General features: G+C 69.0%; 18 protein-coding genes. 12 read left to right on the top strand and 6 right to left on the bottom strand.

Annotation, left to right across the window (positions count from 1 at the left end; genetic code table 11):
* Window positions 1-15 precede the first annotated feature (15 nt).
* Window positions 16-996 carry a DUF1853 family protein gene (locus AABM56_RS14225; RefSeq protein ID WP_133861081.1) on the top strand — a complete coding sequence of 327 codons (981 nt, stop codon included), beginning with the start codon at window positions 16-18 and terminating at the stop codon, window positions 994-996.
* Here AABM56_RS14225 and AABM56_RS14230 read toward each other — a convergent pair.
* From AABM56_RS14230 to AABM56_RS14240, 3 genes are all read right to left on the bottom strand, one after another.
* Window positions 969-1,892: a 1-aminocyclopropane-1-carboxylate deaminase/D-cysteine desulfhydrase gene (locus AABM56_RS14230; RefSeq protein WP_133861082.1), complete on the bottom strand. Its 924-nt coding sequence runs from the start codon at window positions 1,890-1,892 to the stop codon at window positions 969-971. The two genes, AABM56_RS14225 and AABM56_RS14230, sit on opposite strands and share 28 nt — an antisense overlap.
* An 11-nt stretch (window positions 1,893-1,903) precedes the next feature.
* Window positions 1,904-3,217 carry a chromosome partitioning protein ParA gene (locus AABM56_RS14235; RefSeq protein WP_178083899.1) on the bottom strand — a complete coding sequence of 438 codons (1,314 nt, stop codon included), beginning with the start codon at window positions 3,215-3,217 and terminating at the stop codon, window positions 1,904-1,906.
* Window positions 3,218-3,504: 287 nt separating this feature from the next.
* Entirely contained in the window at window positions 3,505-5,559 is a 2,055-nt protein-coding gene (locus AABM56_RS14240; protein WP_347883423.1) for an NADPH-dependent 2,4-dienoyl-CoA reductase, read from the bottom strand.
* A gap of 196 nt (window positions 5,560-5,755) precedes the next feature.
* Here AABM56_RS14240 and AABM56_RS14245 point away from each other — a divergent pair, with 196 nt between their 5' ends.
* The 4 genes from AABM56_RS14245 to AABM56_RS14260 are packed head-to-tail and all read left to right on the top strand — an operon-like array spanning window position 5,756 to window position 11,140.
* Complete coding sequence (locus tag AABM56_RS14245) at window positions 5,756-6,778, top strand: hypothetical protein (protein WP_133861084.1); 1,023 nt, start codon at window positions 5,756-5,758, stop codon at window positions 6,776-6,778.
* On the top strand, window positions 6,775-7,818 hold the full coding sequence (locus tag AABM56_RS14250; protein WP_133861085.1) for an AraC family transcriptional regulator: 1,044 nt from the start codon (window positions 6,775-6,777) through the stop codon (window positions 7,816-7,818). Before AABM56_RS14245 ends, AABM56_RS14250 begins: the two co-directional genes overlap by 4 nt.
* A gap of 20 nt (window positions 7,819-7,838) precedes the next feature.
* Window positions 7,839-10,394 (top strand): mechanosensitive ion channel domain-containing protein, encoded by a 2,556-nt coding sequence (locus AABM56_RS14255; protein WP_347883424.1) that lies wholly within the window; start codon window positions 7,839-7,841, stop codon window positions 10,392-10,394.
* A 5-nt stretch (window positions 10,395-10,399) separates the two neighbouring features.
* Complete coding sequence (locus AABM56_RS14260) at window positions 10,400-11,140, top strand: NUDIX domain-containing protein (RefSeq protein ID WP_133861086.1); 741 nt, start codon at window positions 10,400-10,402, stop codon at window positions 11,138-11,140.
* On the opposite strand, the gene cysE is transcribed toward AABM56_RS14260, so the two are convergent.
* From cysE to AABM56_RS14275, 3 genes are read right to left on the bottom strand one after another with little or no spacing between them, the layout of a single operon-like run.
* The gene (gene cysE, locus AABM56_RS14265; RefSeq protein ID WP_133861087.1) at window positions 11,122-11,910 is read right to left on the bottom strand and encodes a serine O-acetyltransferase; all 789 of its coding nucleotides are present in this window, start codon (window positions 11,908-11,910) and stop codon (window positions 11,122-11,124) included. The genes AABM56_RS14260 and cysE overlap by 19 nt on opposite strands.
* A gap of 15 nt (window positions 11,911-11,925) precedes the next feature.
* Window positions 11,926-12,492 carry a GNAT family N-acetyltransferase gene (locus AABM56_RS14270; RefSeq protein WP_133861088.1) on the bottom strand — a complete coding sequence of 189 codons (567 nt, stop codon included), beginning with the start codon at window positions 12,490-12,492 and terminating at the stop codon, window positions 11,926-11,928.
* Window positions 12,493-12,501: 9 nt separating this feature from the next.
* Window positions 12,502-13,044, bottom strand: a complete 543-nt coding sequence (locus AABM56_RS14275) for a helix-turn-helix transcriptional regulator (protein ID WP_133861089.1) — start codon at window positions 13,042-13,044, stop codon at window positions 12,502-12,504.
* Between the two features lie 642 nt (window positions 13,045-13,686).
* Here AABM56_RS14275 and AABM56_RS14280 point away from each other — a divergent pair.
* From AABM56_RS14280 to cheB, 7 genes are all read left to right on the top strand, one after another.
* Window positions 13,687-13,887 (top strand): general stress protein, encoded by a 201-nt coding sequence (locus AABM56_RS14280; protein ID WP_133861090.1) that lies wholly within the window; start codon window positions 13,687-13,689, stop codon window positions 13,885-13,887.
* Between the two features lie 221 nt (window positions 13,888-14,108).
* Complete coding sequence (locus AABM56_RS14285; RefSeq protein ID WP_133861091.1) at window positions 14,109-15,914, top strand: methyl-accepting chemotaxis protein; 1,806 nt, start codon at window positions 14,109-14,111, stop codon at window positions 15,912-15,914.
* Window positions 15,915-15,916: 2 nt separating this feature from the next.
* Window positions 15,917-16,372 (top strand): chemotaxis protein CheW, encoded by a 456-nt coding sequence (locus AABM56_RS14290; RefSeq protein ID WP_133861092.1) that lies wholly within the window; start codon window positions 15,917-15,919, stop codon window positions 16,370-16,372.
* Window positions 16,369-17,616: a protein-glutamate O-methyltransferase CheR gene (locus AABM56_RS14295; RefSeq protein WP_133861093.1), complete on the top strand. Its 1,248-nt coding sequence runs from the start codon at window positions 16,369-16,371 to the stop codon at window positions 17,614-17,616. The genes AABM56_RS14290 and AABM56_RS14295 overlap by 4 nt, the downstream gene beginning before the upstream one ends.
* A complete protein-coding gene (locus tag AABM56_RS14300; RefSeq protein WP_133861094.1) occupies window positions 17,613-18,140 on the top strand; it encodes a chemotaxis protein CheW in 528 nt (175 codons plus the stop codon). The genes AABM56_RS14295 and AABM56_RS14300 overlap by 4 nt, the downstream gene beginning before the upstream one ends.
* On the top strand, window positions 18,137-20,323 hold the full coding sequence (locus tag AABM56_RS14305) for a hybrid sensor histidine kinase/response regulator (protein ID WP_133861095.1): 2,187 nt from the start codon (window positions 18,137-18,139) through the stop codon (window positions 20,321-20,323). Before AABM56_RS14300 ends, AABM56_RS14305 begins: the two co-directional genes overlap by 4 nt.
* Window positions 20,320-21,357 carry a chemotaxis-specific protein-glutamate methyltransferase CheB gene (cheB, locus tag AABM56_RS14310; RefSeq protein ID WP_133861096.1) on the top strand — a complete coding sequence of 346 codons (1,038 nt, stop codon included), beginning with the start codon at window positions 20,320-20,322 and terminating at the stop codon, window positions 21,355-21,357. The genes AABM56_RS14305 and cheB overlap by 4 nt, the downstream gene beginning before the upstream one ends.
* Window positions 21,358-21,429 lie beyond the last annotated feature (72 nt).

The following is a 21,429-nucleotide window of genomic DNA, read 5'->3' on the forward strand; positions in this document are numbered from 1 at the left end:
GAAAGTGCGGAAAGTATGGGCGAAAGGCCGTGGCAGCGGCAAACCGCCCTCATCCGACCGCGGGTCGCCGCCGGTGATCCGCAGCGGTCCGGCTTGGCCTATGCTGGCACCATGACGCCCTTCGCCGAGCTGCACGCCCTGCCCCGCCGCCTGAGCCAGCCCCAGGTACGTGACCTCGCCTGGACCCTGATCGCCACGCCGCTGCTGGAAGCCGCCGACACCCGCCATCCGCTGGTCGCCAGCGACTGGGCGAATCATCCCGGCAGACTGGCAGACTGGCTGCGGCAACAGGACGCGGCACCCCAGGCGCTGGCGGCCTGGCTCGCCCAGGGCAGCGACCGCCGCCTGGGTCGCCAGTACGAAAGACTCTGGCAATTCGCCCTGGCGCGCGCCCCTGGGTTGAGGTTGCGCGCGGCCAACCTGCCCCTGCGCGAGGGCGACCGTACCCTGGGCGAACTGGACCTGCTGGTGGAAGACGCCGAGGGGGTCCATCACCTGGAACTGGCGGTGAAGTTCTACCTGGGCGAAGGTCCACCAGACGCGCCGCGCTGGCTGGGTCCCGGTGGCGAAGACCAGCTGGCGCGCAAACTCTCACACCTGCGCCAGCGCCAGCTGCCGCTGTCGGCCACGCCCCTGGCCCAGGCCAGCCTGACGGCGCTGGACATCGCCCCGCCGCGGGCGGCGCTGTGGCTGGGCGGCTATCTGTTCCAGCCACTCGAACGAACCCTGCCCTGGCCGGTTGGCGCCCTGCCACCCCAGCAACCTCAGCTGTGGTGCGAGCGGCAGCTGTTGCCGGACGGCCCCTGGGAAGTGCTGCCCAAGGGCCACTGGCTGGCGCCCGCGGTCGCCGATACGCCCTGTTTGCCGCTGCCGGACGGCGAGCCGAGCTGGCCGCAATTGCTGGTGCGGCGCGATGCACGCGGCGACGAAGAGGCGCGACTGTTCCTGGTGCCTGCGGGCTGGCCGGTTCAGCCGCCGGCCAACGCCGCCAGCTGAGTTTCCAGCGCGCGGCGGCCCTGGAGACCACCGCTGTGGACCAGCACCAGGCGACTGCCCGGCGCCAGCGCGCCGCCCTCGATTGCCTGGCGCAGCGCTAGCCAGAGCTTGCCGGTATAGAGCGGCTCCAGGGCGATCCCGGTCTGCGCCTCGAATTCCGCCATGGCCCGGGCCAGCTCGGCATCGAGACGGCCGAAGCCGCCGCGGCTGGCGTCCAGCAGGCGCCAATCGGCGCCGGTGTGCTGCGCGAGCAGCCGGTCGAGCGTGGCTTCGACGCCATGCCCGGGTGGCACCGCCAGGCCGCCCACCACCTGCCAGGCGGGATCGGCGGCGCGGATCACCCCGGCCAAGGTTGTACCGGTGCCGGCAGCCAGCCAGAGTTGCTGGCAATCGGGCCAGCCCAGGGCGGCGAGTCCCTGCCGCAGCTCCGTGACGATGGCCGCGCAGGCCGCGGCGGCCTGCGCGTCGCAGCCGCCTTCGGGAATGGGTAGCAACCCGGGATAGCGCGCCTGCCAGGGCTGCCAGAAGTCGGCCGCATGGCGGCGGCGATAGCCGCCATAGCCGAGCCAGTGCAGGGTCATGCCATTGGCCTGCAGATCCTCGACCGTGGGCGTCCGGCAGGGCTCGCCACGCAAGAGGCCGACGGTGGCGAAGCCTTCCTCCCGCCCCAGGGCGGCCAGCGCATGCAGATGATTGGAGTGGGCACCACCCAGGCTGATGAGCCCGCGGCCTTCGCCCCGAGCCAGGCGTTCGCGCCAGGGCCGCAGCTTGTAGGCCTTGTTGCCGTTATGCCCGGCCGGGCGCTGATCCAGGCGCAGCACCGCCAGGCGCAGGTCCCGCGCCGCCAGGATGGCGAGCTGCACCTCCTGGAGCACGGCGGGCGAAGGAAAGATCATCAACCAGGGAGTCAGAGATTGGCGACGTCACCATCGCTGTCATCGCCGCGGTGCTCGGCGCACAGGGTCGAGCGCAGCGGATCGAACTGGGCGGGATGCTCCACCCGTACCACCGGCCGCCCGCAGCGCTCGCCTTCCACCTCGGCCTGGCAGACCGGCTGCTGGTGATGCTCCAGCCAGCGCTGGTACTGCTCCCGGCTGACCTTGCAGTGCTCGGCGACGTAACCCAGGGGATCGGCGCTGAAGCGAGGGACGTCCTGCCGGCTGAGGATCAGATGACCGGCGCCGGGCTGGAAGGTGACGAACAGGATGCCCTGGCGCGCCAGGCGCTCCAGCTGGCCTTCGTTGCTGTCGCCGATCAGCTGGGCGCAGCGCTCGCGCAGCTGGCGGATGTCTTCCTGCAACTGGCCGTCCAGCTCGTCGCGGTACTTGAGTTCCACCTCGCGGATGGTCAGCTGGTTCTTCAGCTCGCCCACGGCGGCGGCCACCCGGGCCTCGCTTTCGGCTTCGGACTGGATGCGCAGCGCCTCGATCTTGTAGAGGGCGTTGCGCTCCAGGGTGCGCATCTGCTCGTTGAGTTCCTCGCGCTGCTGGCGAGCCTGCTCGTGCTGCTGCTCCAGGTGCTGGGCCAGGGCGGCATAGCGCACCTCCAGCTCGGCCTTGGCCGCACGTACCTCGTCGGCGTCGCGCTGCAGACGCGCCAGGTCTTCCTGGTGCTGGCGGGTCAGGGTCAGCAGCCGGGTACGCTGACCGGCGATCAGCTTGTCCAGCGCCTCCTGGTGTTCCTGGGCGAGGATGCGGCGGACCCGTTCGAGACGGGCCTCGACATCGATGCCGTCGGCGGCGCTGGGGTGGTATTCCCCGGCCAGCTCCACCTCGCCATCGCGCGGCGCGACCAGGCCCAGGCAATCGCGGATCGCCTGCCAGTCGTCGTGCTCGGTCTCGCTGCGGGGATCCCAGAGATCGCCCTGGTGCCAGGAAATCGGGCAATGGCTGCGACTGGCCAGACGGATCGGTCCGGCGCCCAGGTCGGGGCCGACATCGCCACGCTCGGCCAGCTCGCCCAGCGGCAGGTCCCATTCCGGCAACGGTTTGCCCTGGGCATCGAAGGCCAGCAGGAAAAACACCGCGGCCTTGACCCGGCGGTGCTCGTCCAGCAGCAGATAGACGAAGCGATGGCGCCGTCCGGCGCAGTCGAGCAGCGTCTGGTCGCCCTGCCAGAGCGCCTGAAAATCGGGAAACAGCAAGGCGCGATTCACACCCTGGTCGCCGAACCCCAGCACCACCGGGGTCAGTACCGTCTCTACGTTCAACGTCTCTGCCATCTCTCGCCGCGTGCTCTGTCGATCCCACATGAATACCGAGGCCGGCGTCTCGCCAATTGGCGACCGGACCTGCGTCCGCCCGCCGACCTCTGGCGGCGACACGGTAGACCCGCGTCGCCGCCCAACTCCTTCGACGCGCCGGGCCCCCACCCGACGCGTCAGGACGGCAGCTTAGCCAATCCTGGTCGGCGGGATGGAAGAGAGACCAGACATTGGGACGAGGGTCGGTCCGGAACCGATGTTATGCGGAGTGGATCACAGAAATCATCCCTGATTGCAACGAAGAGTTACAGCTGGGCGGCTAGGCGAGTGGCCTGATCGATGGCGCGCTTGGCATCGAGCTCGGCGGCGACATCCGCGCCACCGACCCGATGCACCGCCACGCCAGCGCCGAGCAACTCGTCTTCCAGCTCGCGCAGGGACTCCTGGCCCGCGCAGAGCACGACGTTGTCGACATCCAGCACCTGCTCGCCGCCATCGGGCAGGCGCAGGCGCAGGCCGGCGTCGTCGATGCCCAGGTATTCCACCCCGCCAATGGCCTTGACGCCACGCTGCTGCAGGCGCGCGCGGTGGATCCAGCCTGTGGTCTTGCCCAGCCCCTTGCCGGGTTTGCCCGGCTTGCGCTGCAGCAGCCAGACTTCGCGTGGCACGGCCGGCGGCGTCGCCGGGGCCAGCCCGCCGCGGCTGCTGAAACTGGGATCTATGCCCCACTCGCGGTAGAAGGCGGTGATGGGCTCCGCGTCCTGATGGCCGTGGGTGAGGAAATCCGCCACGTCGAAACCGATGCCGCCGGCGCCGATCAGGGCCACCCGCCGCCCTACCGGCTTGCGTTCAAGCAGGACGTCCAGGTAGCCCAGCACCTTGGGATGGTCGACCCCCGGAATGGGCGGCACCCGCGGCGTCACCCCGGTGGCCAGGATCACCCCTGCGAAGCCCTCGGCCTGCAATTCGGCGGCGCTGACGCGCTGGTTGAGGCGGACATCCACCGCCAGTCGCTCCAGACGCCGCTGGAAATACCTCAGGGTCTCGCCGAATTCTTCCTTGCCAGGAATGCGCCTGGCGACATTGAACTGGCCACCGATGCGCTCGCTGGCCTCGAACAGCACCACCTGGTGGCCGCGCTCGGCCAGGGTGCAGGCGGCGGCCAGGCCGGCCGGCCCGGCGCCGACCACGGCAAAGCGGCGTGATTCGGCGGCGGGCAGGATCTGCAACTCGGTCTCGTGGCAGGCGCGCGGATTGACCAGGCAGCTGGTCAACTTGCCGGCGAAGGTGTGGTCCAGGCAGGCCTGGTTGCAGGCGATGCAGGTGTTGATCTCGTCGGCGCGGCCAGCGGCGGCCTTGGCGACGAAGTCCGGATCGGCCAGCAGCGGCCGGGCCATGGACACCAGGTCGGCCTGGCCGGCGGCGAGGATGGCCTCGGCCACCTCCGGGGTGTTGATGCGGTTGGTGGCGATCAGCGGCACCCGCACCCGGCCCTTGAGCTGGGCGGTGACGGCGGCGAAGGCGCCGCGCGGCACCAGGGTGGCGATGGTGGGGATGCGCGCCTCGTGCCAGCCGATGCCGGTGTTGATCAGGCTGACCCCGGCGTCTTCCAGCCAGAGCGCCAGTTGCAGGCATTCCTCGGGGGTGCTGCCCTGTTCCACCAGATCCAGCAGCGAGAGGCGGAAGATGATCAGGAAATCCGGGCCGGTCGCCCTGCGGATGCCTGTGACGATGGCCAGCGGCAAGCGGCAGCGACTGGCGAAGTCGCCGCCCCAGCGATCCGTGCGGTGGTTGGTCCGCGCGGCGATGAACTGGTTGATGAAGTAGCCTTCGGAACCCATCACCTCGACGCCGTCGTAGCCGGCCTGCTGCGCCAGCGTGGCACAGCGGACGAAGGCGGCGATCTGCCCCTCCACCTCGGCCTCATCCAGCTCGCGTGGGGTGAAGGGATTGATCGGTGCCTGCAGCGCCGAGGGCGCCACCAGCTGGGGGTTATAGGCATAGCGACCGGCGTGCAGGATCTGCAGGCAGATACGGCCGCCGGCGGCATGCACCGCGTCCGTCACCGGCCGATGGTGCTCGGCCTCCTCGGGAGTGGTCAGCTTGGCCGCGCCCTTGGCCACCGCCCCCTCTTCGTTCGGCGCTATGCCCCCGGTGACGATCAGCCCCACCCCGCCCCGCGCCCGCTCGGCGAAGAAGGCGGCCATCCGCGCGAAGCCGCCAGGCCGCTCTTCCAGCCCCGTGTGCATGGACCCCATCACCACCCGGTTGCGCAAGGTGATCGACCCCACGGGCAGGGGTTCGAGCAGATGCGGATAGCTATCTGAAGGGGTGGTATTACGGGGGGCAAGCTCGATCATGGCGGTCTCCGGTGGTTGGCCTTTCTGGGAAAGCCTGGCGCCACGATAGGAGCAGCGCGGGCTGGCCTCAATCACCGGAAATGACAACCTCTTTACCCAAATGTACAGCCGCCCCTTGGCAGTGGCGGCCTGGTCTCCTACCCTGAGCACCTTTATCTCGCCCGGCCCGGGAGGCCGGGACCGCTCTGGAGTGCCGATGCGCAAGCTCGTGTTCCTGGTGCTGATCGCCCTGTTCGCCGTGCTGGCGGGCTGGGTGGCCCAGCGGCCAGCCTTCCATTACCTGTCGGATCTGCGCAGCAGCCTGGCGGTGGACCTGACCACCACGCCAGCGGCGGCCACCACCGGCAACCTGCTGGGGATCGAGCCCGAACTGGTCGCCCTGGACTATGGCAATCCCGAGCGATTGCGCCTCAAGCTCGATGCCTATCTGGCCAATGCGCGGCGCCTGGGCCTGATCGGCGCCCAGACCATCGTGGTGCTGCCCGAGCACCTGGGCACGCCCCTGGCGCTGATGGGCGAGAAGCCCGAGGTCTATGCCGCGGCACGCAGCGAAGAGGCCATCCAGTGGCTGCTGCTGGGCAATCCGTTGCGCATGGCTCGCGCCTGGTTCCAGGCCGAGGGTGACCGGCGCCTGGCCGACAGCCTGTTGCGCATGAAGGCCTGGGACATGGCCAGCGCCTACCAGCAGCTCTTCGGCGGCCTCGCCCGCCAGTACGGCGTCACCCTGGTGGCCGGCTCCATCGTCCTGCCCGGTCCGACCCTGGTGGACGGCGAATTGCAGGTGGGTACGGGACCTTTGCGCAATGTCACCCTGGTCTTCGGACCCGACGGCAAGGTGCTCGGCCAACCGCTGGTGCGACCGCTGACGGCCAGGGACAACGGCGACGATCTCAGCCCGCCGCTGCTGCGACTGGAGACGCCGCTGGGCCGTCTCGGCGTCATCCAGGGCAGCGATACCGGTCGCGCCGGCGTGCTGGACGCTCCCCAGGTGGAATTGCTGGCGATTCCCGCCCTCGCCTCGGGCGCCACCCCGGCACCGGCCCCCTTCGACATCCAGCGCCTGCGCGCCGCCGGCATCCGCGCCGCCCTGGAAGTGCAGCTGCGCGGCCGCCTCTGGGAATGGCAGGCCGGCGGCGGCAGCCAGGCCTTCACCCCGGATGCGACAGCGGCCACCGATGCTGCCCAGGCCGGGAGCAAGCTGATCAATCTGCGGCTATGAGCGCGCCGGCGCTGCGCCTGGGCGACCTCTCCACCGGCTTCGTGCTGGCGCTGGCGGCAGCCGTCGCCCAGCGGGGTGCCGATGCCGCCGGCCTGCTGGCACGCTTCGGCCTGACCGCGGCGCGGCTGGCCGAACCTGGCGGACGGCTGTCGATCCCCCACTACATGCGCCTGGGCCATGCGGCCTTGGAACTGACTGGCGATTCGGCGCTGGGCCTGGCCATGGGCCGGGCGATGCGGCCGGCCTTTCTCGGTCTCGCCGGCATCACCGTGGGCCAGGCACCGGACGTGCGCCACGCCGCCGAGACGCTGCTCGAACTGGAACCGCTCTATGGCCGCAACTACCGGGGCCGGTCGCGCTATGCCGCCCAGGGCCGCGACGCCTGGCTGCACTTCTATAGCATCAGCCCCTACAACGGCTACAACCGCTTCGTGGTGGACGTGGTGCTCAGCGCCTGGCTGGCGCTGTTGAGCGCCGTCGCCGGGCGCCCGCTGCAACCGCGCCGCGTCCTCATCGAATACCCCGCACCGGCGGACGTGGCGCCCTACGAGGCCGCCTTCGGCTGCGCGGTGGAATTCGGCGCCGCCGAGAATGCGCTGCTGCTCGATGCCGCGACCCTGGCCCTGACCGGGTCCGAGCATTGCCCGGCCACCTGGCGCCAGCTGCTGGCCCTGAGCGAAGCCGAACACGGCCGCCTGACCCGCACCCGCGGCCTCACCGAGCGGGTGGTCGAAGTCATGGGGCCCTTGCTACGGCACGGCGAGCCGACCCTGGAGCAGATCGCCAGCCGGCTGCGTCTGCCGTCCTGGACGCTGAGGCGCAAGCTGGCCGAAGAAGGTACCCAGTACCGCACCCTGCTCAACCTGACCCGCCGCGACCTGGCGCTGGCCTATATCCGCGATACCGAGGCCAGCTTCGGCGAGATCGCCTATCTGCTCGGCTTCGCCTCCCCCGCCGCCTTCCAGCGCGCCTTCAAGCGCTGGACCGAGCAGACGCCTGGTGACTGGCGGCGTCTCCAGCGGCAGGGAGTGGCCAACTGAAGGGAGCATAGGCGAGGATCGTGGGTCCTAACTGGCTGATCCTTCATCAGGACCGCTATCGCCCCATGCCGAACTTCCTGCTCGCCCTGTTGCTGCTGTGCCTGGCGTTGCCCCTGCGCGCCGCCGAAACCCCTGCCCCGCCCCCGACTGGTCTCGATCCTCAGCAGGCGCGCCAGGTCGCGGCCCTGCTGCAGGATCCGCAGCGGCGCCAGGAGCTGATCCTGACCTTGCAGGCCATCGCCAGCCAGCCGGCGAGCGCGACCGGGACGAAGGCGGCGCCGGCGGCTACGGCAACCGCCGCCACTGCGCCAGCGGCAGCCGCCCCGGCGCCAGGCGAGGAAAAGGCGCTGGTACCGCTGGAAGCCAATGGCCTGATCGCCCAGACCCTCAGTCGCGTCGGTCGCTGGGCCGACAACCTGGGCAGCGAGCTGAACCAGGTGCAGCGGGCCGTGCGTACCCTGCCCGACTGGTCGCGCGCCAGCTTCACGTCCGAAGCGGGTCGTCGCGCCCTGCTGCAGGCCTTGCTGACCCTGGCCACCCTCTTTGCCGCCGGCCTGGTGGGCGAGTGGCTGATCCATCGGGCGCTCCGGCGCCCGCGGCAACGGCTGCAGCGCCATGCCGATCTGGCCGACACCCGCGCCCGGCGCCAGGCCCAGCAGCAGGCGGCCCAGCAGTCCCCTGCTGAAGCGTCGGCACCGGCGGTCGAGGAGGCCGCTACCCGCCCGGCCGAAGCCGCGGTGGCCCTGGTCAAGACTCAGCGTGATGGCGTGGATCAACTCGAAGAGGTGCCCATCGCCCCGTCCGACAGCGCAGCACCGGCGACCGAGTCCACTGCCACCGATCCCGCATCCGCCAACCGCGCCCGACCCAGCGCAGAGGAGCACTGGACCACCCTGCGGCACCTGCCCTTCGCCCTGGGACTGCTATTGCTGGAATTGCTGCCGCTACTGGCCTTCTGGGCCACCGCGGCGCTGCTGATCCACTATCTGGTGGGCGCGGATGCCAATCAGCGCGAGCTAGTCGGTGGCTTCCTCGGTGCCTATCTCACCACCCGCCTGGCGCTGATCGTCATCCGCCTGCTGATCGATCCCGCCGCCCACGGCATCCGCCTGCTCAAGGTCAGGACCGCCCTCGCCTGTACCCTGCTGCGCTGGCTGCACGCCTTCGTGGCCCTGATCACCTTCGGCCTGGCGATGGCCCAGGCCGCGGACATCCTGGGTGCCAACGAAGAGGGCCGCGAAGCCATCGTCAAGCTGGTCTCGCTGCTGGCCCATCTGTTGGTGGTGGGACTGATCTTTCATGTCCGCCGGCCGGTGGCCGCCAGTATCGCCGGGCGCCAGGATGGCAGTGGCGCCCTGACCGTGCTGCGCGCCTGGCTGGGTCAGGTCTGGGCCGTATTCGCCGCCGTGTTCGTCATGGGTGGCTGGACCATGTGGGCACTGGACATCGAGAACGGGCTGCCGCGGCTGATGAATTTCGTCGCGCTGTCCGCCGGCATCGTGATCCTCGGGCGCCTGGCGGCGGTATTCCTGCTCGGCCTGCTGGGTCGCTTGTTCCAGCCCGCAACCACCGAAGGCGGCAGCGCTACCGATCTGCACCTGCAGCGCTACTATCCGCTGGCGCGCTGGCTGGTGGGGGTGATCGTCACCCTGATCACCGTCCTGGCCCTGTTCCAGTCCTGGGGCTGGAGCGTGCTGGACTGGTTCGACGATGGCAGCATTGGGCGCAGCCTGCTGTCCGCCTTTCTCACCATCCTCATCGCCGCCGTCATCGCCGTGGTGGTCTGGGAAGGCGCCAACGCCACCGTGAATCGTCGACTGAGCAGCTGGAACGAACGCGGCGACACAGTGCGGGCCGCCCGCTTGCGTACCCTGCTGCCCATGCTGCGCACCGGGCTGTTCATCCTGGTCGCGCTGATCGTCGGCCTGACCGCGCTGAGCGAACTGGGCATCAACACCACGCCGCTACTGGCCAGCGCCAGCATCATCGGCGTGGCCCTGGGCTTCGGCTCGCAGAAGCTGGTGCAGGACTTCATCACCGGTATCTTCCTGCTGCTGGAAAACGCCATGCAGGTGGGCGACTGGGTCACTGTGGCCGGGGTCTCGGGCACCGTGGAGTACCTCTCGATCCGCACCGTGCGCCTGCGCGCCGGGGACGGCTCCCTGCACATCGTGCCCTTCAGCTCGGTGTCGGCGGTCAACAACATCAACCGTGGGCTGGGCAACGCCGCCCTGCGCATCAGCGTGGGCTACGCAGAGGACATCGAGCGCGTCATCGCTGAACTCAAAGACATCGGCGCCGGCATGCGCGCCGACGAGGCCTTCAAGGAGCTGATCCTCGCCGATCTGGAGATCTGGGGCGTGGACGCCGTCGACGGCTCCATGGTGACCATCGCCGGGCAGATGAGATGCCTCGACAAGGGCCGCTGGGGCGTGCAGCGCGAACTAAACCGCCGCATCCTCGAACGCTTCCGCGAACGCGGCATCGAGATCGCCAATCCGCGTGCCAGCCTGCTGCTGCCCAGCGAAGCCGGTATCGTGCCCTCCTCGCCCATCCAGCCACGGCCTGCGGAGTAACAGCTGTGCAATACCGTCAAGACGCCTTCAACGGCCTGATCATCGACGCCGCCTCGCTGCCGTCCACCCGCGAGGCCTTTGCCCCGGCGCTGGCGGAGTTGCTCGACAGCGCCCGCCGCGACGGACGCAATCTGATCTGGCTGACCCTGCCGCTGGCCCTTGGCGAGCTGGTCGGGGTGGCCACCCGCGCCGGTTTCGTCTTTCACAACTGCCTGGAACAGGAACTCACGCTGGTCTGGCGCGGTACGTCCAGCGCCTTCGCGCCCTTCGTCCCGACCCACAGCCTGGGCGTCGGCGGCCTGGTGCTCAATGCCCGTGGTGAACTGCTGGCGATCCGCGAACGCGGCAGCCAGGGCTACAAGCTGCCGGGGGGCCATGTCGAGCTGGGCGAAGACCTGGGGCCGGCGGTGATCCGCGAGGTCTGGGAGGAAACCGGCATCCACAGCTCCTTTCGCAGCGTGGTCGGCCTGGTGACCACCCACCCCTACCGCTTCGGCAAATCCAATCTCTATGTGGTCTGCCGCCTCGACCCCCTGAGTGCCGACATCGCCATCCAGGATCCGGACGAGATCGAGGACGCCCGCTGGCTGGCGCTGCCCGACTACCTGGCGGATCCGGGCAACAGTGCCTTCAACCGCGAGTTGGTACGCAGCCTGGCGCAGGCGGAGGGCCTGCGGTCGAGCGCGCTGAACAGCGAGCGCTATCCCAAGGCCGAGGTCTTTCTGGCTCAGCCGTCGAAGGACTGATCCATGCTTTCGGCCGGATGGGCATCGCGCGGACGCCCTACCGGGCGAGCGGGAATACCCACCACCGTGGTGTGGGGCGCCACCGGATGCAGGACCACGCTGTTGGCGCCGATCTTGGCGCCCTCGCCGATCTCCAGATTGCCGAGGATCTTGACCCCGGCGCCGATCATCACCCCGCGCCGCACCTTGGGATGGCGATCGCCCTGCTCCTTGCCGGTGCCGCCCAGGGTCACCTGCTGCAGGATGGAGACGTCGTCCTCCACCACCGCGGTTTCGCCGATGACGATGCCGGTACCGTGGTCGAGCATGATGCCGCGCCCCAGCCGCGCCGCCGGGTGGATGTCGATGGCCAGCAGCCGATTGCAGCGCGCCTGCAGGTGCAGGGCCAGCAGCCGCTCGCCGTTGTGCCAGAGGGCATGGCTCAGGCGCTGGGTCTGCAGCGCCAGGAAGCCTTTGGAGAACAGGAAGATCTCCAGCAGGCTGGCATAGGCCGGATCCCGTGCCAGCACCGCTTCCAGGTCCGCGCAGGCCGCCAGGGTCAGCGCCGGCCACTCGGCGTGCAGGGCAGCGAAGCGTTCGCCGAGTGACTCGGCCTGCCCTGGATTCTCCGCCAGGGCCTCGGCGCAGCGCCGGACCAGGGCGGCGGTCAGATCGACCGGCTGCAGCAGCGCTCGCGTCAGCCCCTCGGCCAGGGCCGGGGCGTCGCGGCGCCCGGCTTCGGCCTGGGCGCGCAGGAGTTGCCAGAGTTCGGGAGCGGAGCGAGGCGGCATGGCGGGACAGGGTCCTTAACTGGGAGCGCCCAGCTTAGCGGGCGCGGCCGGTAACGTCTTGTACATCAGGGTGGTGCTGTCACGGCGTTCGGGTTGGCGGGCATCCAGGGCATAGCCGGGAATCCTGCCGACCACCTGATAGCCGAGGGACAGATAGAGCGGCTCGGCATGGTCGTCGCTGCGGGTGTCCAGGGTCAGCAATTCCCGCCCCTGGGCCTGGGCGGCCGCTTCCACCGCCTGCATCAGCCGACGCGCCAGGCCCTGGCGACGGCAGTCCGGATGCACCAGCAACTTGACCACGTCAGCGCGGTGCGGCTGATTGGCCGGGGTATCCAGCACCAGTTGCACGCTGCCGACCACGCGGCCGTCCTGCAGCGCGGCGAACAAGAGCCGGGTGCCCCGGGTCAGGCCCGGGGCCACGGCTTCGGTCCAGAAGCGCCGGTTCACCACGTCGGCCAGCGGCAGGATGAAGCCGATGCTGGCGCCCTGCTCGACACAGGCGGCCAGTAGTTGCTGGAATTCATTCAGATGCCTCGTGAAAGCGGCGGCGTCGAGCTGTTCGATCCGCAGGGAAGCACTCATGGACACACCTCAGATCATGAACAGGAGATAACGGGCGCCCGCCGGGCCGCTCAGGAAGCGACTGCTACCCCAGAGCCGATAGCGCAGGCAGTCGCCGACGCCCAGTCGATAGGGCTGCTCTTCGATCCACAGCTGCAACTGGCCTTCGAGCAGGAGCAGATGGTGTTCGAGGCCTGGCCGGGGCGATGCCTGATAGCGGATGTCCACGCCCGGCCTCAGCTGGCTCTCGATGACTTCACCCGCCAGGGCCTGGGCCGGCGGCGAGACCGAACGGCGGGTGAAGGCCTGCTCGGGATCGGCCCAGATCTGCTGCGCCTGGCGCTCGACCTGGGCCGGATAGGCGCCTTCCACGCTATGCAGCAGGCGCGTCAGGGTCAGGCCGTAGGCCGAACAGAGCTGCCCGAGGACCGCCGTGGTCGGACTGACCTCGGCATTTTCCAGCCGAGACAGCGTCGCGCGACTGACCCCGCTCAGGGTTGCCAACTGCTCCAGTGACAGCTCGCGCTCCAGACGCAGGGCCTTCAGCCGGACGGCAAGACGTTGATCTAGCATGGTCATCTCCCAATTTTAGGGATTTTTTCTCACATTCGGGAAAATTTGGAAAGGGCTTTTTTGCAAGACCTGCCTTATCAGACGTATCAACGAACTTCCTATCGCATTAAACTTTATCGGAAGAACTTATATCACCGACTGTCCAGCAACCTGACTGATCGACTTGATTACTTGGTCGAGCGCTCTAGCTTGGCTGTTCGCCCTCATTTTATCGTCAGGCGAACAGCGTTACCCTGTAACAGCGCGAGAAATGGCGCTATCGAATCGGCGATAAATTTACCCATGAAGAAAGAACAAGCTCTCGGCCAAGGCGTCTGAGTCAGACTGCGGCAAAGCTCAACCCGGATACGCCCTGCAGCCAGATGCATCAAGACATTTCGGCCATGACAGATAGCCTGCTGGAATACTGTCGCTCCGCTCGCCGATTCTTCTACAGCCCCTGTACAACCTTTGGCCTGACGGCTCTGGCCAGGCCATCGTTAAATAAAAGTCTATATTTAACTTGCACCTCGTATAACAAAGTATCCCTTTATCACCTCGCTCGAACTCGCCTTCCGCCCCCTACTCTCAATAACCGAAACGCCTAGCCTTTGGGGAGCGCAGCGTTCGACTCTTCAATAATTGAAAGTGGGAGAAGTTCTTATGGCCAACAAGAGCAGCAATCCAGGCAACTTCGCCAACAACCGCGATCGCGCCGCCGAGGCTGGTCGCAAGGGTGGACGTGCCAGCGGCGGCAATTTCGCCAACAATCCGACCCGGGCTTCCGAAGCCGGGCGCAAGGGTGGTCAGAACAGCCATGGCACTCGCCGACCCGAAGCGGCGAACGACGTCGAGGCGACCTGACCCGCGTTCCTCGATGCCGCCCGGCAGCCCTCCAGGCATGGCAAGACCTGGCAGGCTGCCCTTTCTGTTATTGCTGTTCCATCGCTGCTGGCACCTCAGGCGCCTGAGCCCCGAAGTGCGTTACAACTCACACAAATGCATGACCGTGCTACTTTTATCGGACAACCCGAGTGCTCCCCAGGGCTCACTCTTTCTGCCTCTGTCCGTCTGCACCGGTGCCCATGCTCAACAACATTCGCATCCAGAACAAACTCTTCGCCGGCTTCGCCGCCATCATCGCCCTGGTGGTCCTGCTGCTCTGGCTGACCTATGCCGCGTTGCAGAGCCTGGTGGACGCCAATCGCTGGGACAGGCACACCGCCGAGGTGCTGCTGTCGGTCACCACGCTGGACAACAATCTGCTCGAGACCCGGGCCAAGTTGCGCAACTACTGGTATTCCGGCTCAACCGCGGATGCCGACGCTGCGCGGCAGGCGCTGGCTCCACTGGCCGCAGCCGTGCGCGTGCCGCAGCAGCTGACCCAGGACAATGCTGAGCAACAGCAGCGCTTCGCTCGCCTTGCCGCGGACCTCGACACCTGGCGCCAGCAGACCTTCGAACCCCTGTTGCGCCTGCGTGATACCGGCAATCTGTCAGCGGTGCAGCTGGCCAACGAGCCCCTGATCACCACCCTGACCAATCAGGTCGCGGCCATGCGTCAGCAGATCCAGACCATCGCCGATGAAGAACGCCGCCTGTACGCGCAACGCGCGGGTCATACCGAGCAGGTACGCGACCAGCTGACCTGGACCCTGGTCGCCGGCGGCGCCCTCTGCGTGGTGCTGGCCGCCCTCATCGCCTGGCTGCTGTCCCATCATCTGCTGCGTTCGGTGCGCCGGCTGACCGATACCGTGGCGCGCATTTCCGCGGGCGACAGCAGCGCGCGCGTGGCGGTCCAGGGCCGTGACGAACTCGCCCAGGTCGGTCTGGCCTTCAATCAGATGGCGCAGCAGATCCAGGACGACCACGCCCGCGAACAGGCGCTGATGCAGCGCCTGCGCGCCGATGTCGACGACCTGCTCGGGCTGGTCAACAAGGCCGCCGCCGGTGACCTCACCGGACGGACCGCGGTCAGCGGCGACGACGCCATCGGCCAACTGGCCCGCGGCCTGAGCAAGATGATCGAGGACCTGCGCGGCATGCTCGCCAAGGTGCAGCGCGCCGGCATCCAGGTGACCTCCTCCACCACCGAGATCGCCGCCTCCTCGCGCCAGCAGGAGGCCACCAGCATCGAGCAGGCGCAGACCAGCGTCGAGGTGCTGAGCACCACGCGCGAGATCGCCGCCAACGCCAATGCCCTGGTACGCACCATGGAAGAAGCCGTGCAGGTGGCGGACGAGACCACCGAGGGCGCGGAGCAGGCGCGCAGCAGCCTGGCGAGCATGGACGGCACCATGCAGCGCATGGTGGCGGCGACCGATTCGATCAACGCCAAGCTCGCCGCCCTGTCGGAGAAGTCCAGCCACATCAACAAGGTGCTGACCACCATCACCAAGGTGGCCGACCAGACCAATCTGCTGTCGCTCAACGCCGCCATCGAGGCGGAAAAGGCCGGTGAGGCGGGCCGCGGCTTCTCGGTGGTGGCCACCGAGATCCGTCGCCTGTCCGACCAGACCACCGCGGCTACCGACGACATCGAGCAGATGCTCAAGGACATGAACTCCGCGGTCTCCGCCAGCGTCATGGGCATGGACAAGTTTTCCGAGGAGATCCGCCGCAGCGTGCAGGAGGTGGCCAGCGTCAGCGATCAGCTGGCCGGGGTGATCGAGGACGTGCAGAAGTTGCCGGCGCGGTTCGACATCGTCCTGGAGGGCATGCAGTCCCAGGCGGTGGGTGCCGGCCAGATCGCCGAGACCATCACCCAGCTCAACGACAGCACCCAGCAGACCACCGAGGCGCTCAAGGCCACCAGCGAAGCGGTCCAGTATCTGCAACAGGCGGCCCAGGACCTGCAGAGCAGCGTCGCCACCTTCTCGGTCACCCGTTGACCATGCAGATCCTGATCTTCCAGCTGGCCGATGCCGCGGCGGCCCTGCCGACGACGGCGATCCGCCAGGTGCTGCCCCTGCTGCAGCTCACCCGCTTCCCTGCTGCGCCGGCGGGCGTCGCCGGCCTGATGAACCTGCACGGCGCGGCGATCCCGGTGGTCGATGTCACCGCCATGAGCGGCGGCCCGGGTGCCCGGGCGCGCCAGGACACCCGCATCCTGCTGGTGGACTTCACCCTGCCCGATGGCCGCAGCCGGCCGCTCGGACTGGTAGTGGAAGGCGTCGCCGGCGTGCGTCGGATCTCCGCCAGCGTGCCGCGACCGGCAGGTGTCCGACTACCCGACTATCCCTGGCTCGGCGAGGTGCTGGAGACGCCCGAGGGCCTCTGGATGTGGCTGGAACCGGATCGCCTGCTCTCACCGGCCCTCGCCGCCCTGCTGTTCCAGGAGGCCGCGTGAAGCTCGATCCGCGGCTGGCGCCCCTGGTGCGGGCGCGTACCGGCCTGGCCATCGCCGACGACATGCTCGGGCGCGCCATCCGCCAGCGCCTGCGCGAGCGCCAGGAGGGCGATGCGGAGGGCTACATGGCGCGCGTCCTCGACGACGAAGCCGAATTCGCCGATCTGCTGGACCTGCTGGTCATTCCCGAGACCTGGTTCTTTCGCGATCCCCAGGCCATCGCCCACGCCGCCCGCTTCGCCCAGGAACGCCATGCCCGCAGTGGCGTGCCGGTGCGGCTGCTCAGCCTGCCCTGCTCCACCGGGGAAGAGCCCTATACCCTGGCCATGGCGCTGTTCGATACCGGTCTGCCGGCTGCGGCCTTCGAGGTGACCGCGGTGGACATCAACGAGCCGTCCCTGGAGCGCGCCCGCCGCGGCCTCTATGGGCGCAATTCCTTTCGCGCCCGCGACCTGAGCTTTCGCGATCGCTATTTCGAACCCGAGGGCGATCGCCATCGCCTGGCCGAACGGGTGCGCAATCAGGTGCGTTTTCGCCAGGGCAACATCCTGCAGCTGGGCAGCCTGCGCGACGGCACCGCCTTCGACGTGGTGCTCTGCCGCAACCTGCTGATCTATTTCGACGACCAGACCCAGGGCCGCGCCCTCAGTCACCTGGCCGCGCTCATGCACGACGACGGCCTGCTCTGCGTCGGCAGTTCGGAGATGGTCAGCGCCATGCGTCACGGCTTCGCCAGCCTGGGCGTGGCCCACGCCTCCGCCCTGGTCAAACGTCAGGCCGCCGTCCCCGAACAACCGCGCCCGCCCACACCGGCTGCGCCGCCACGGCGCAAGGCCGCGCCGCGCCCACCCGCGGCGGCGAACCTGCCTGCGCGCCTGCGCGCCAGAAGCACGCCTTCACCTGCCCCGGCTACCCCCGTCTCCGCCGCCCCTGCGCCGCTCGAAGAAGCCCGGCGCCTGGCCGATGCCGGGCGCGGCACCGAAGCCGAGGCGCTGTTGCGCAACCTGCTCGAGACGGATCGCAGCCAGGCCGGTGCCCACTTCCTGCTGGCGCTGATCCTGCCCGACGCCCGCGCCGCCGAAGCCGAGCGGGCGCTGCGCCAGGCACTTTATCTGGAGCCAGGCCACTACCCCGCCCTCTGTCGCCTGGCGCTGATCTGTGAAAGAGCCGGCCGACTCGACGAAGCCGGACGCCTGCGCGAACGTGCCGCGCGCATCCAGACCCGCGCCGGTGACGAGGCATGAGCCTGAACCGTGAACTCAGCGCCCTGGAGCGCGCCGCCTGGGCCGAGCACTATGCCGAGCCGCTGGACGATCGCCAGGCGCGCTCGGCCAGTGCGCTGGTCTTTCGCCTCGGCGCGGAATGGCTGGGGCTGCCGGGCAGTTGCCTGGTGACCGCCACCGAACCCACCGCCGTGCACCGCGTCCCGCACCGGCGCTCGCCACTGCTGCGCGGTATCGTCCCGGTACGCGGTCAGCTGCAGCCCTGCATCGCCCTGGAGCTGCTGCTGGCGGTGGCGCCAGCTGAACAGACCCGCGGCTTTCCGCGCCTGTTGCTGCTGCATATCGGCCGCCGCGACTGGGCGGTACAGGTGGATGAGGTACTGGGCCTGCAGCGCTATGCCCCTGGCGAGGTGCAGCCGCCGCCAGCCACCCTGGGCGGCGACCTGCTCAGCTACCTGGGCGGCGTCTATCGCGAGGGCGCGCACCAGGTCGGCCTGCTCGAGCTGACGCGCCTGGAGCGCGCCCTGGAAGAGGCGCTGCGATGAGTCAGCCACCGCGCGATGTGCGCGAGATGTCGCTCTACGATCTCTTCGCCAGCGAGGTGCAGAGTCACCTGCAGGCGCTGGATGCCGGTCTGTTGCGCCTGGAGCGCGACCCCAGCGACACCGGGGTGATCGAGCCGATGATGCGCGCGGCCCATTCCATCAAGGGCGCGGCGCGCATCGTCGACCTCGACGGCCTGGTGGAACTGGCCCACGCCATGGAGGACTGTCTGGTCGAGGTCCAGGCCGGACGTCGCCAGCTCGGTCCGGCGGACCTCGATCGGCTGTTTCGCTGCGTCGACGTTCTCGGCGAGGTCAGTCGCCTGGACGAGGCCGCCAGCCAGCGCTGGCAGCGCGAACAGCGAGCCAGCCAGCAGGCGCTGGCGCAGGCCCTGAGCGCCGGCGCAGGCGAACCGCTGCCAGCGACCGCGGTCGCCCCGCGGGAACCGGCTCCTGCACCCGCCGTACCAGAAGAACCAACACCCGATGCCGAGCGCGGCCGGGACCCGCTGCGGGTGGACAGCGGTCGCTTCAACCAGATTCTCGCCCTCACCAGCGAAGCCCGGGTCATGGGCCTCGGCCTGCATGGCCTGGTCCAGGGTTTCCAGGGCTATCGTGCGGAATTGCAGGGCCTGTTTGGCCAGGCCCAGGCGGTCAGCAGCGAAGTGCGTCAGCGCCAGGAAGGCCTGCTCGATCGCTATCAGCAGCAGCTGCAGGCGCTGGAAGCCTACGAGCGGCGCCTGCTCGGGGTCTGCCAGGGTCTGCTGGACGAGGTGCTGGGGGTGCGCATGCGCCCGCTGCGCGATGCCGTCCAGGGCTTTCCGCGGCTGGTGCGCGACCTGGCCCGGGGCCTGGACAAGGACGCCATGCTGCAGGTGGACGGCGCCGACACCCTGATCGATCGGGAGGTGCTGGCGCGACTGGAAAGCCCGCTCAATCACCTCTTGCGCAACGCCGTCGACCACGGCCTGGAAACCCCGGCCGAACGCCGCGCCCTGGGCAAGCCCGAGTGCGGCCAGATCCGCCTGGAGGCCCGCCATGTCGCCGGCCGCCTGCAGGTCAGCCTGCACGACGACGGCCGCGGCCTGGACCTGGAGCGCATCCGCGCCGCGGTCATCGCCCGGCGCCTGAGTCCGGCGCCGGTGGCCGCCGAGCTGAGCCCGGCCGAATTGCTGGAGTTCCTGCTGCTGCCCGGCTTCAGTCTCAAGGAGACGGTGACCGAGCTGTCCGGTCGCGGGGTGGGCCTGGACGTGGTGGCCGACGCCATTCGCGCCCTGGATGGCGAGGTGCGCCTGGAAACCCGGCCGGGGCTGGGCTTCAGTACCCACCTGCTGGTACCGGTCAGTCGCTCCATCGTCCGGGCGCTGATCGTCGACATCGCCGGCGAGGCCTATGCCCTGCCGGTCAATCGCATCGAACGGGTGCTGCGCCTAGATCCGGCCGAGGTGCACTCGCTGGAGGGCAAGGCCTTCTTCCTGCTCGGCGAGGATCGCCTGGGGCTGGTCGCGGCGCATCAGCTGCTGGAGCTGGATGGCGCGCCGCCCACTGGCGATCTCGCCGTGCTGGTGATCGGCGGTGGTGACCGGCGCTACGGGCTGGTGGTGGATCGCCTGCGCGGCGAACAGGGCCTGGCGCTCAAGCCGCTGGACGAGATCTTCGGCAAGTTGCGCTCGGTCATCGCCGGGGCGCTGCTCGACGACGGCAGTCCGGTGCTCCTGCTGGACGTCGCCGACCTGCTCACCGGCATCGAGCGTCTGCTCGGCGAGGGCCGCCTGCGGCAGGTGCAGAGCGGCGCCGCCCTCGACAGCCGCAGGGTCAAGCGGATCCTGGTGGTGGACGACTCCCTCACCGTGCGCGAGATGGAGCGCAAGCTGCTGGAAGGCCAGGGTTATCACGTGGAAGTGGCGGTGGACGGCATGGACGGCTGGAACGCCGTGCGCGCCGGTGAATTCGACATGCTGCTGTCGGACATCGACATGCCGCGCATGAACGGTATCGAGCTGGTGGAACTGGTGCGCCGCGATCCGCGTCTGCATGCCCTGCCGGTGATGATCGTCTCCTACAAGGATCGTCCGGAAGATCGGCTCAAGGGCATGCAGGCCGGTGCCGACTACTATCTGACCAAGGGCAGCTTCCACGACGACGCCCTGATCACCGCCGTGCAGGACCTCATCGGAGCCCCATGAGAATCGCCATCGTCAACGATCTGCTGCTTGCCACCGAGGCCTTGCGTCGCCTGCTGATCGGCGACGGGCGCCATACGGTCGCCTGGATCGCCCATGACGGTGAGGAAGCCGTGGCGCGCTGCGCCGAGGACCGCCCGGATCTGATCCTCATGGACCTGCAGATGCCCCGCCTGGACGGCATCGAGGCGACGCGCCGGATCATGGCGCAGTCGCCCTGCGCCATCCTCATGGTCACCGCCACCCCCGACGACTGCGAGGGGGTGTTTCGCGCCATGGGCGCCGGCGCCCTCGACGTGACCGCTACCCCGGCCTTGAGCGGCGGTGCCGATGGTGGCGCCCTGCTGCGCAAGATCGCCCGTATCGAACCCCTGGTGCGGCTGCCCGAACGACCCTCGCGCCCGCCCCAGGCCACCGCTGCCACGCCGAGCACCGCGGCCGAGGCCACCCGCGACAGCCTGGTGGCCATCGGTGCCTCCACGGGTGGACCGGCGGCCCTGGTCAGCCTGTTCGAGGCCTGGGCGCCCACCCAGGAGGCCAGCGTGGTACTGGTGCAACATATCGACCGCCGCTTCGCCCCCAGTTTCATCGGTTGGCTCGGCACCCAGATCGCCTGGCCGGTCACCGCCGCCATGCCCGGCGCCCTGCCGGAGCCCGGCCACGTCGCCGTGGCCCTGGGTGACGACCACCTGCTGCTGGATGAGCGCGGCCGCTTCGCCTATACCGCCGAGCCGGTGGACTACCCCTATCGTCCCTCCGTGGATGTGTTCTTTACCCAGCTCGCCAGCCACCCGCTGCGGGCCAGCAAGGCCCTGGGCATCCTGCTGACCGGCATGGGCCGCGATGGCGCCACCGGCCTCTATGCCCTGCGCCAGAGCGGCTGCCCGACCCTGGCCCAGGACGAGGCCAGCTGTGCCGTATACGGCATGCCCGCGGCTGCGGTTAGAATGGGCGCCGCGGAGCGCATTCTCAGCCCCGCGCAGATCGGCGCCTGGCTGCAAAGACGCTTCGGCAACGGCTCGCGTAACATGACATGAAAGGTCGCCAACAGGAGCGTTGGACGGCGCAGTGGCAGGGATTGGCCAAGAAGAGACGCGGGACGCCCGACC

The organism is Pseudomonas aestiva, assembly GCF_039908605.1.
Lineage (GTDB): Bacteria > Pseudomonadota > Gammaproteobacteria > Pseudomonadales > Pseudomonadaceae > Chryseomonas > Chryseomonas aestiva.

What these genes read in the sequence shown, in the direction of transcription:
- AABM56_RS14300 (WP_133861094.1), top strand. Translation starts at nt 17,613, where the DNA reads ATGAGCCTGAACCGTGAACTCAGCGCCCTGGAGCGCGCCGCCTGGGCC.
- AABM56_RS14275 (WP_133861089.1), bottom strand. Translation starts at nt 13,044, where the DNA reads ATGCTAGATCAACGTCTTGCCGTCCGGCTGAAGGCCCTGCGTCTGGAG.
- cheB (WP_133861096.1), top strand. Translation starts at nt 20,320, where the DNA reads ATGAGAATCGCCATCGTCAACGATCTGCTGCTTGCCACCGAGGCCTTG.
- AABM56_RS14250 (WP_133861085.1), top strand. Translation starts at nt 6,775, where the DNA reads ATGAGCGCGCCGGCGCTGCGCCTGGGCGACCTCTCCACCGGCTTCGTG.
- AABM56_RS14225 (WP_133861081.1), top strand. Translation starts at nt 16, where the DNA reads ATGGGCGAAAGGCCGTGGCAGCGGCAAACCGCCCTCATCCGACCGCGG.
- AABM56_RS14240 (WP_347883423.1), bottom strand. Translation starts at nt 5,559, where the DNA reads ATGATCGAGCTTGCCCCCCGTAATACCACCCCTTCAGATAGCTATCCG.
- cysE (WP_133861087.1), bottom strand. Translation starts at nt 11,910, where the DNA reads ATGCCGCCTCGCTCCGCTCCCGAACTCTGGCAACTCCTGCGCGCCCAG.
- AABM56_RS14290 (WP_133861092.1), top strand. Translation starts at nt 15,917, where the DNA reads ATGCAGATCCTGATCTTCCAGCTGGCCGATGCCGCGGCGGCCCTGCCG.
- AABM56_RS14285 (WP_133861091.1), top strand. Translation starts at nt 14,109, where the DNA reads ATGCTCAACAACATTCGCATCCAGAACAAACTCTTCGCCGGCTTCGCC.
- AABM56_RS14230 (WP_133861082.1), bottom strand. Translation starts at nt 1,892, where the DNA reads ATGATCTTTCCTTCGCCCGCCGTGCTCCAGGAGGTGCAGCTCGCCATC.
- AABM56_RS14270 (WP_133861088.1), bottom strand. Translation starts at nt 12,492, where the DNA reads ATGAGTGCTTCCCTGCGGATCGAACAGCTCGACGCCGCCGCTTTCACG.
- AABM56_RS14245 (WP_133861084.1), top strand. Translation starts at nt 5,756, where the DNA reads ATGCGCAAGCTCGTGTTCCTGGTGCTGATCGCCCTGTTCGCCGTGCTG.
- AABM56_RS14305 (WP_133861095.1), top strand. Translation starts at nt 18,137, where the DNA reads ATGAGTCAGCCACCGCGCGATGTGCGCGAGATGTCGCTCTACGATCTC.
- AABM56_RS14235 (WP_178083899.1), bottom strand. Translation starts at nt 3,217, where the DNA reads ATGGCAGAGACGTTGAACGTAGAGACGGTACTGACCCCGGTGGTGCTG.
- AABM56_RS14280 (WP_133861090.1), top strand. Translation starts at nt 13,687, where the DNA reads ATGGCCAACAAGAGCAGCAATCCAGGCAACTTCGCCAACAACCGCGAT.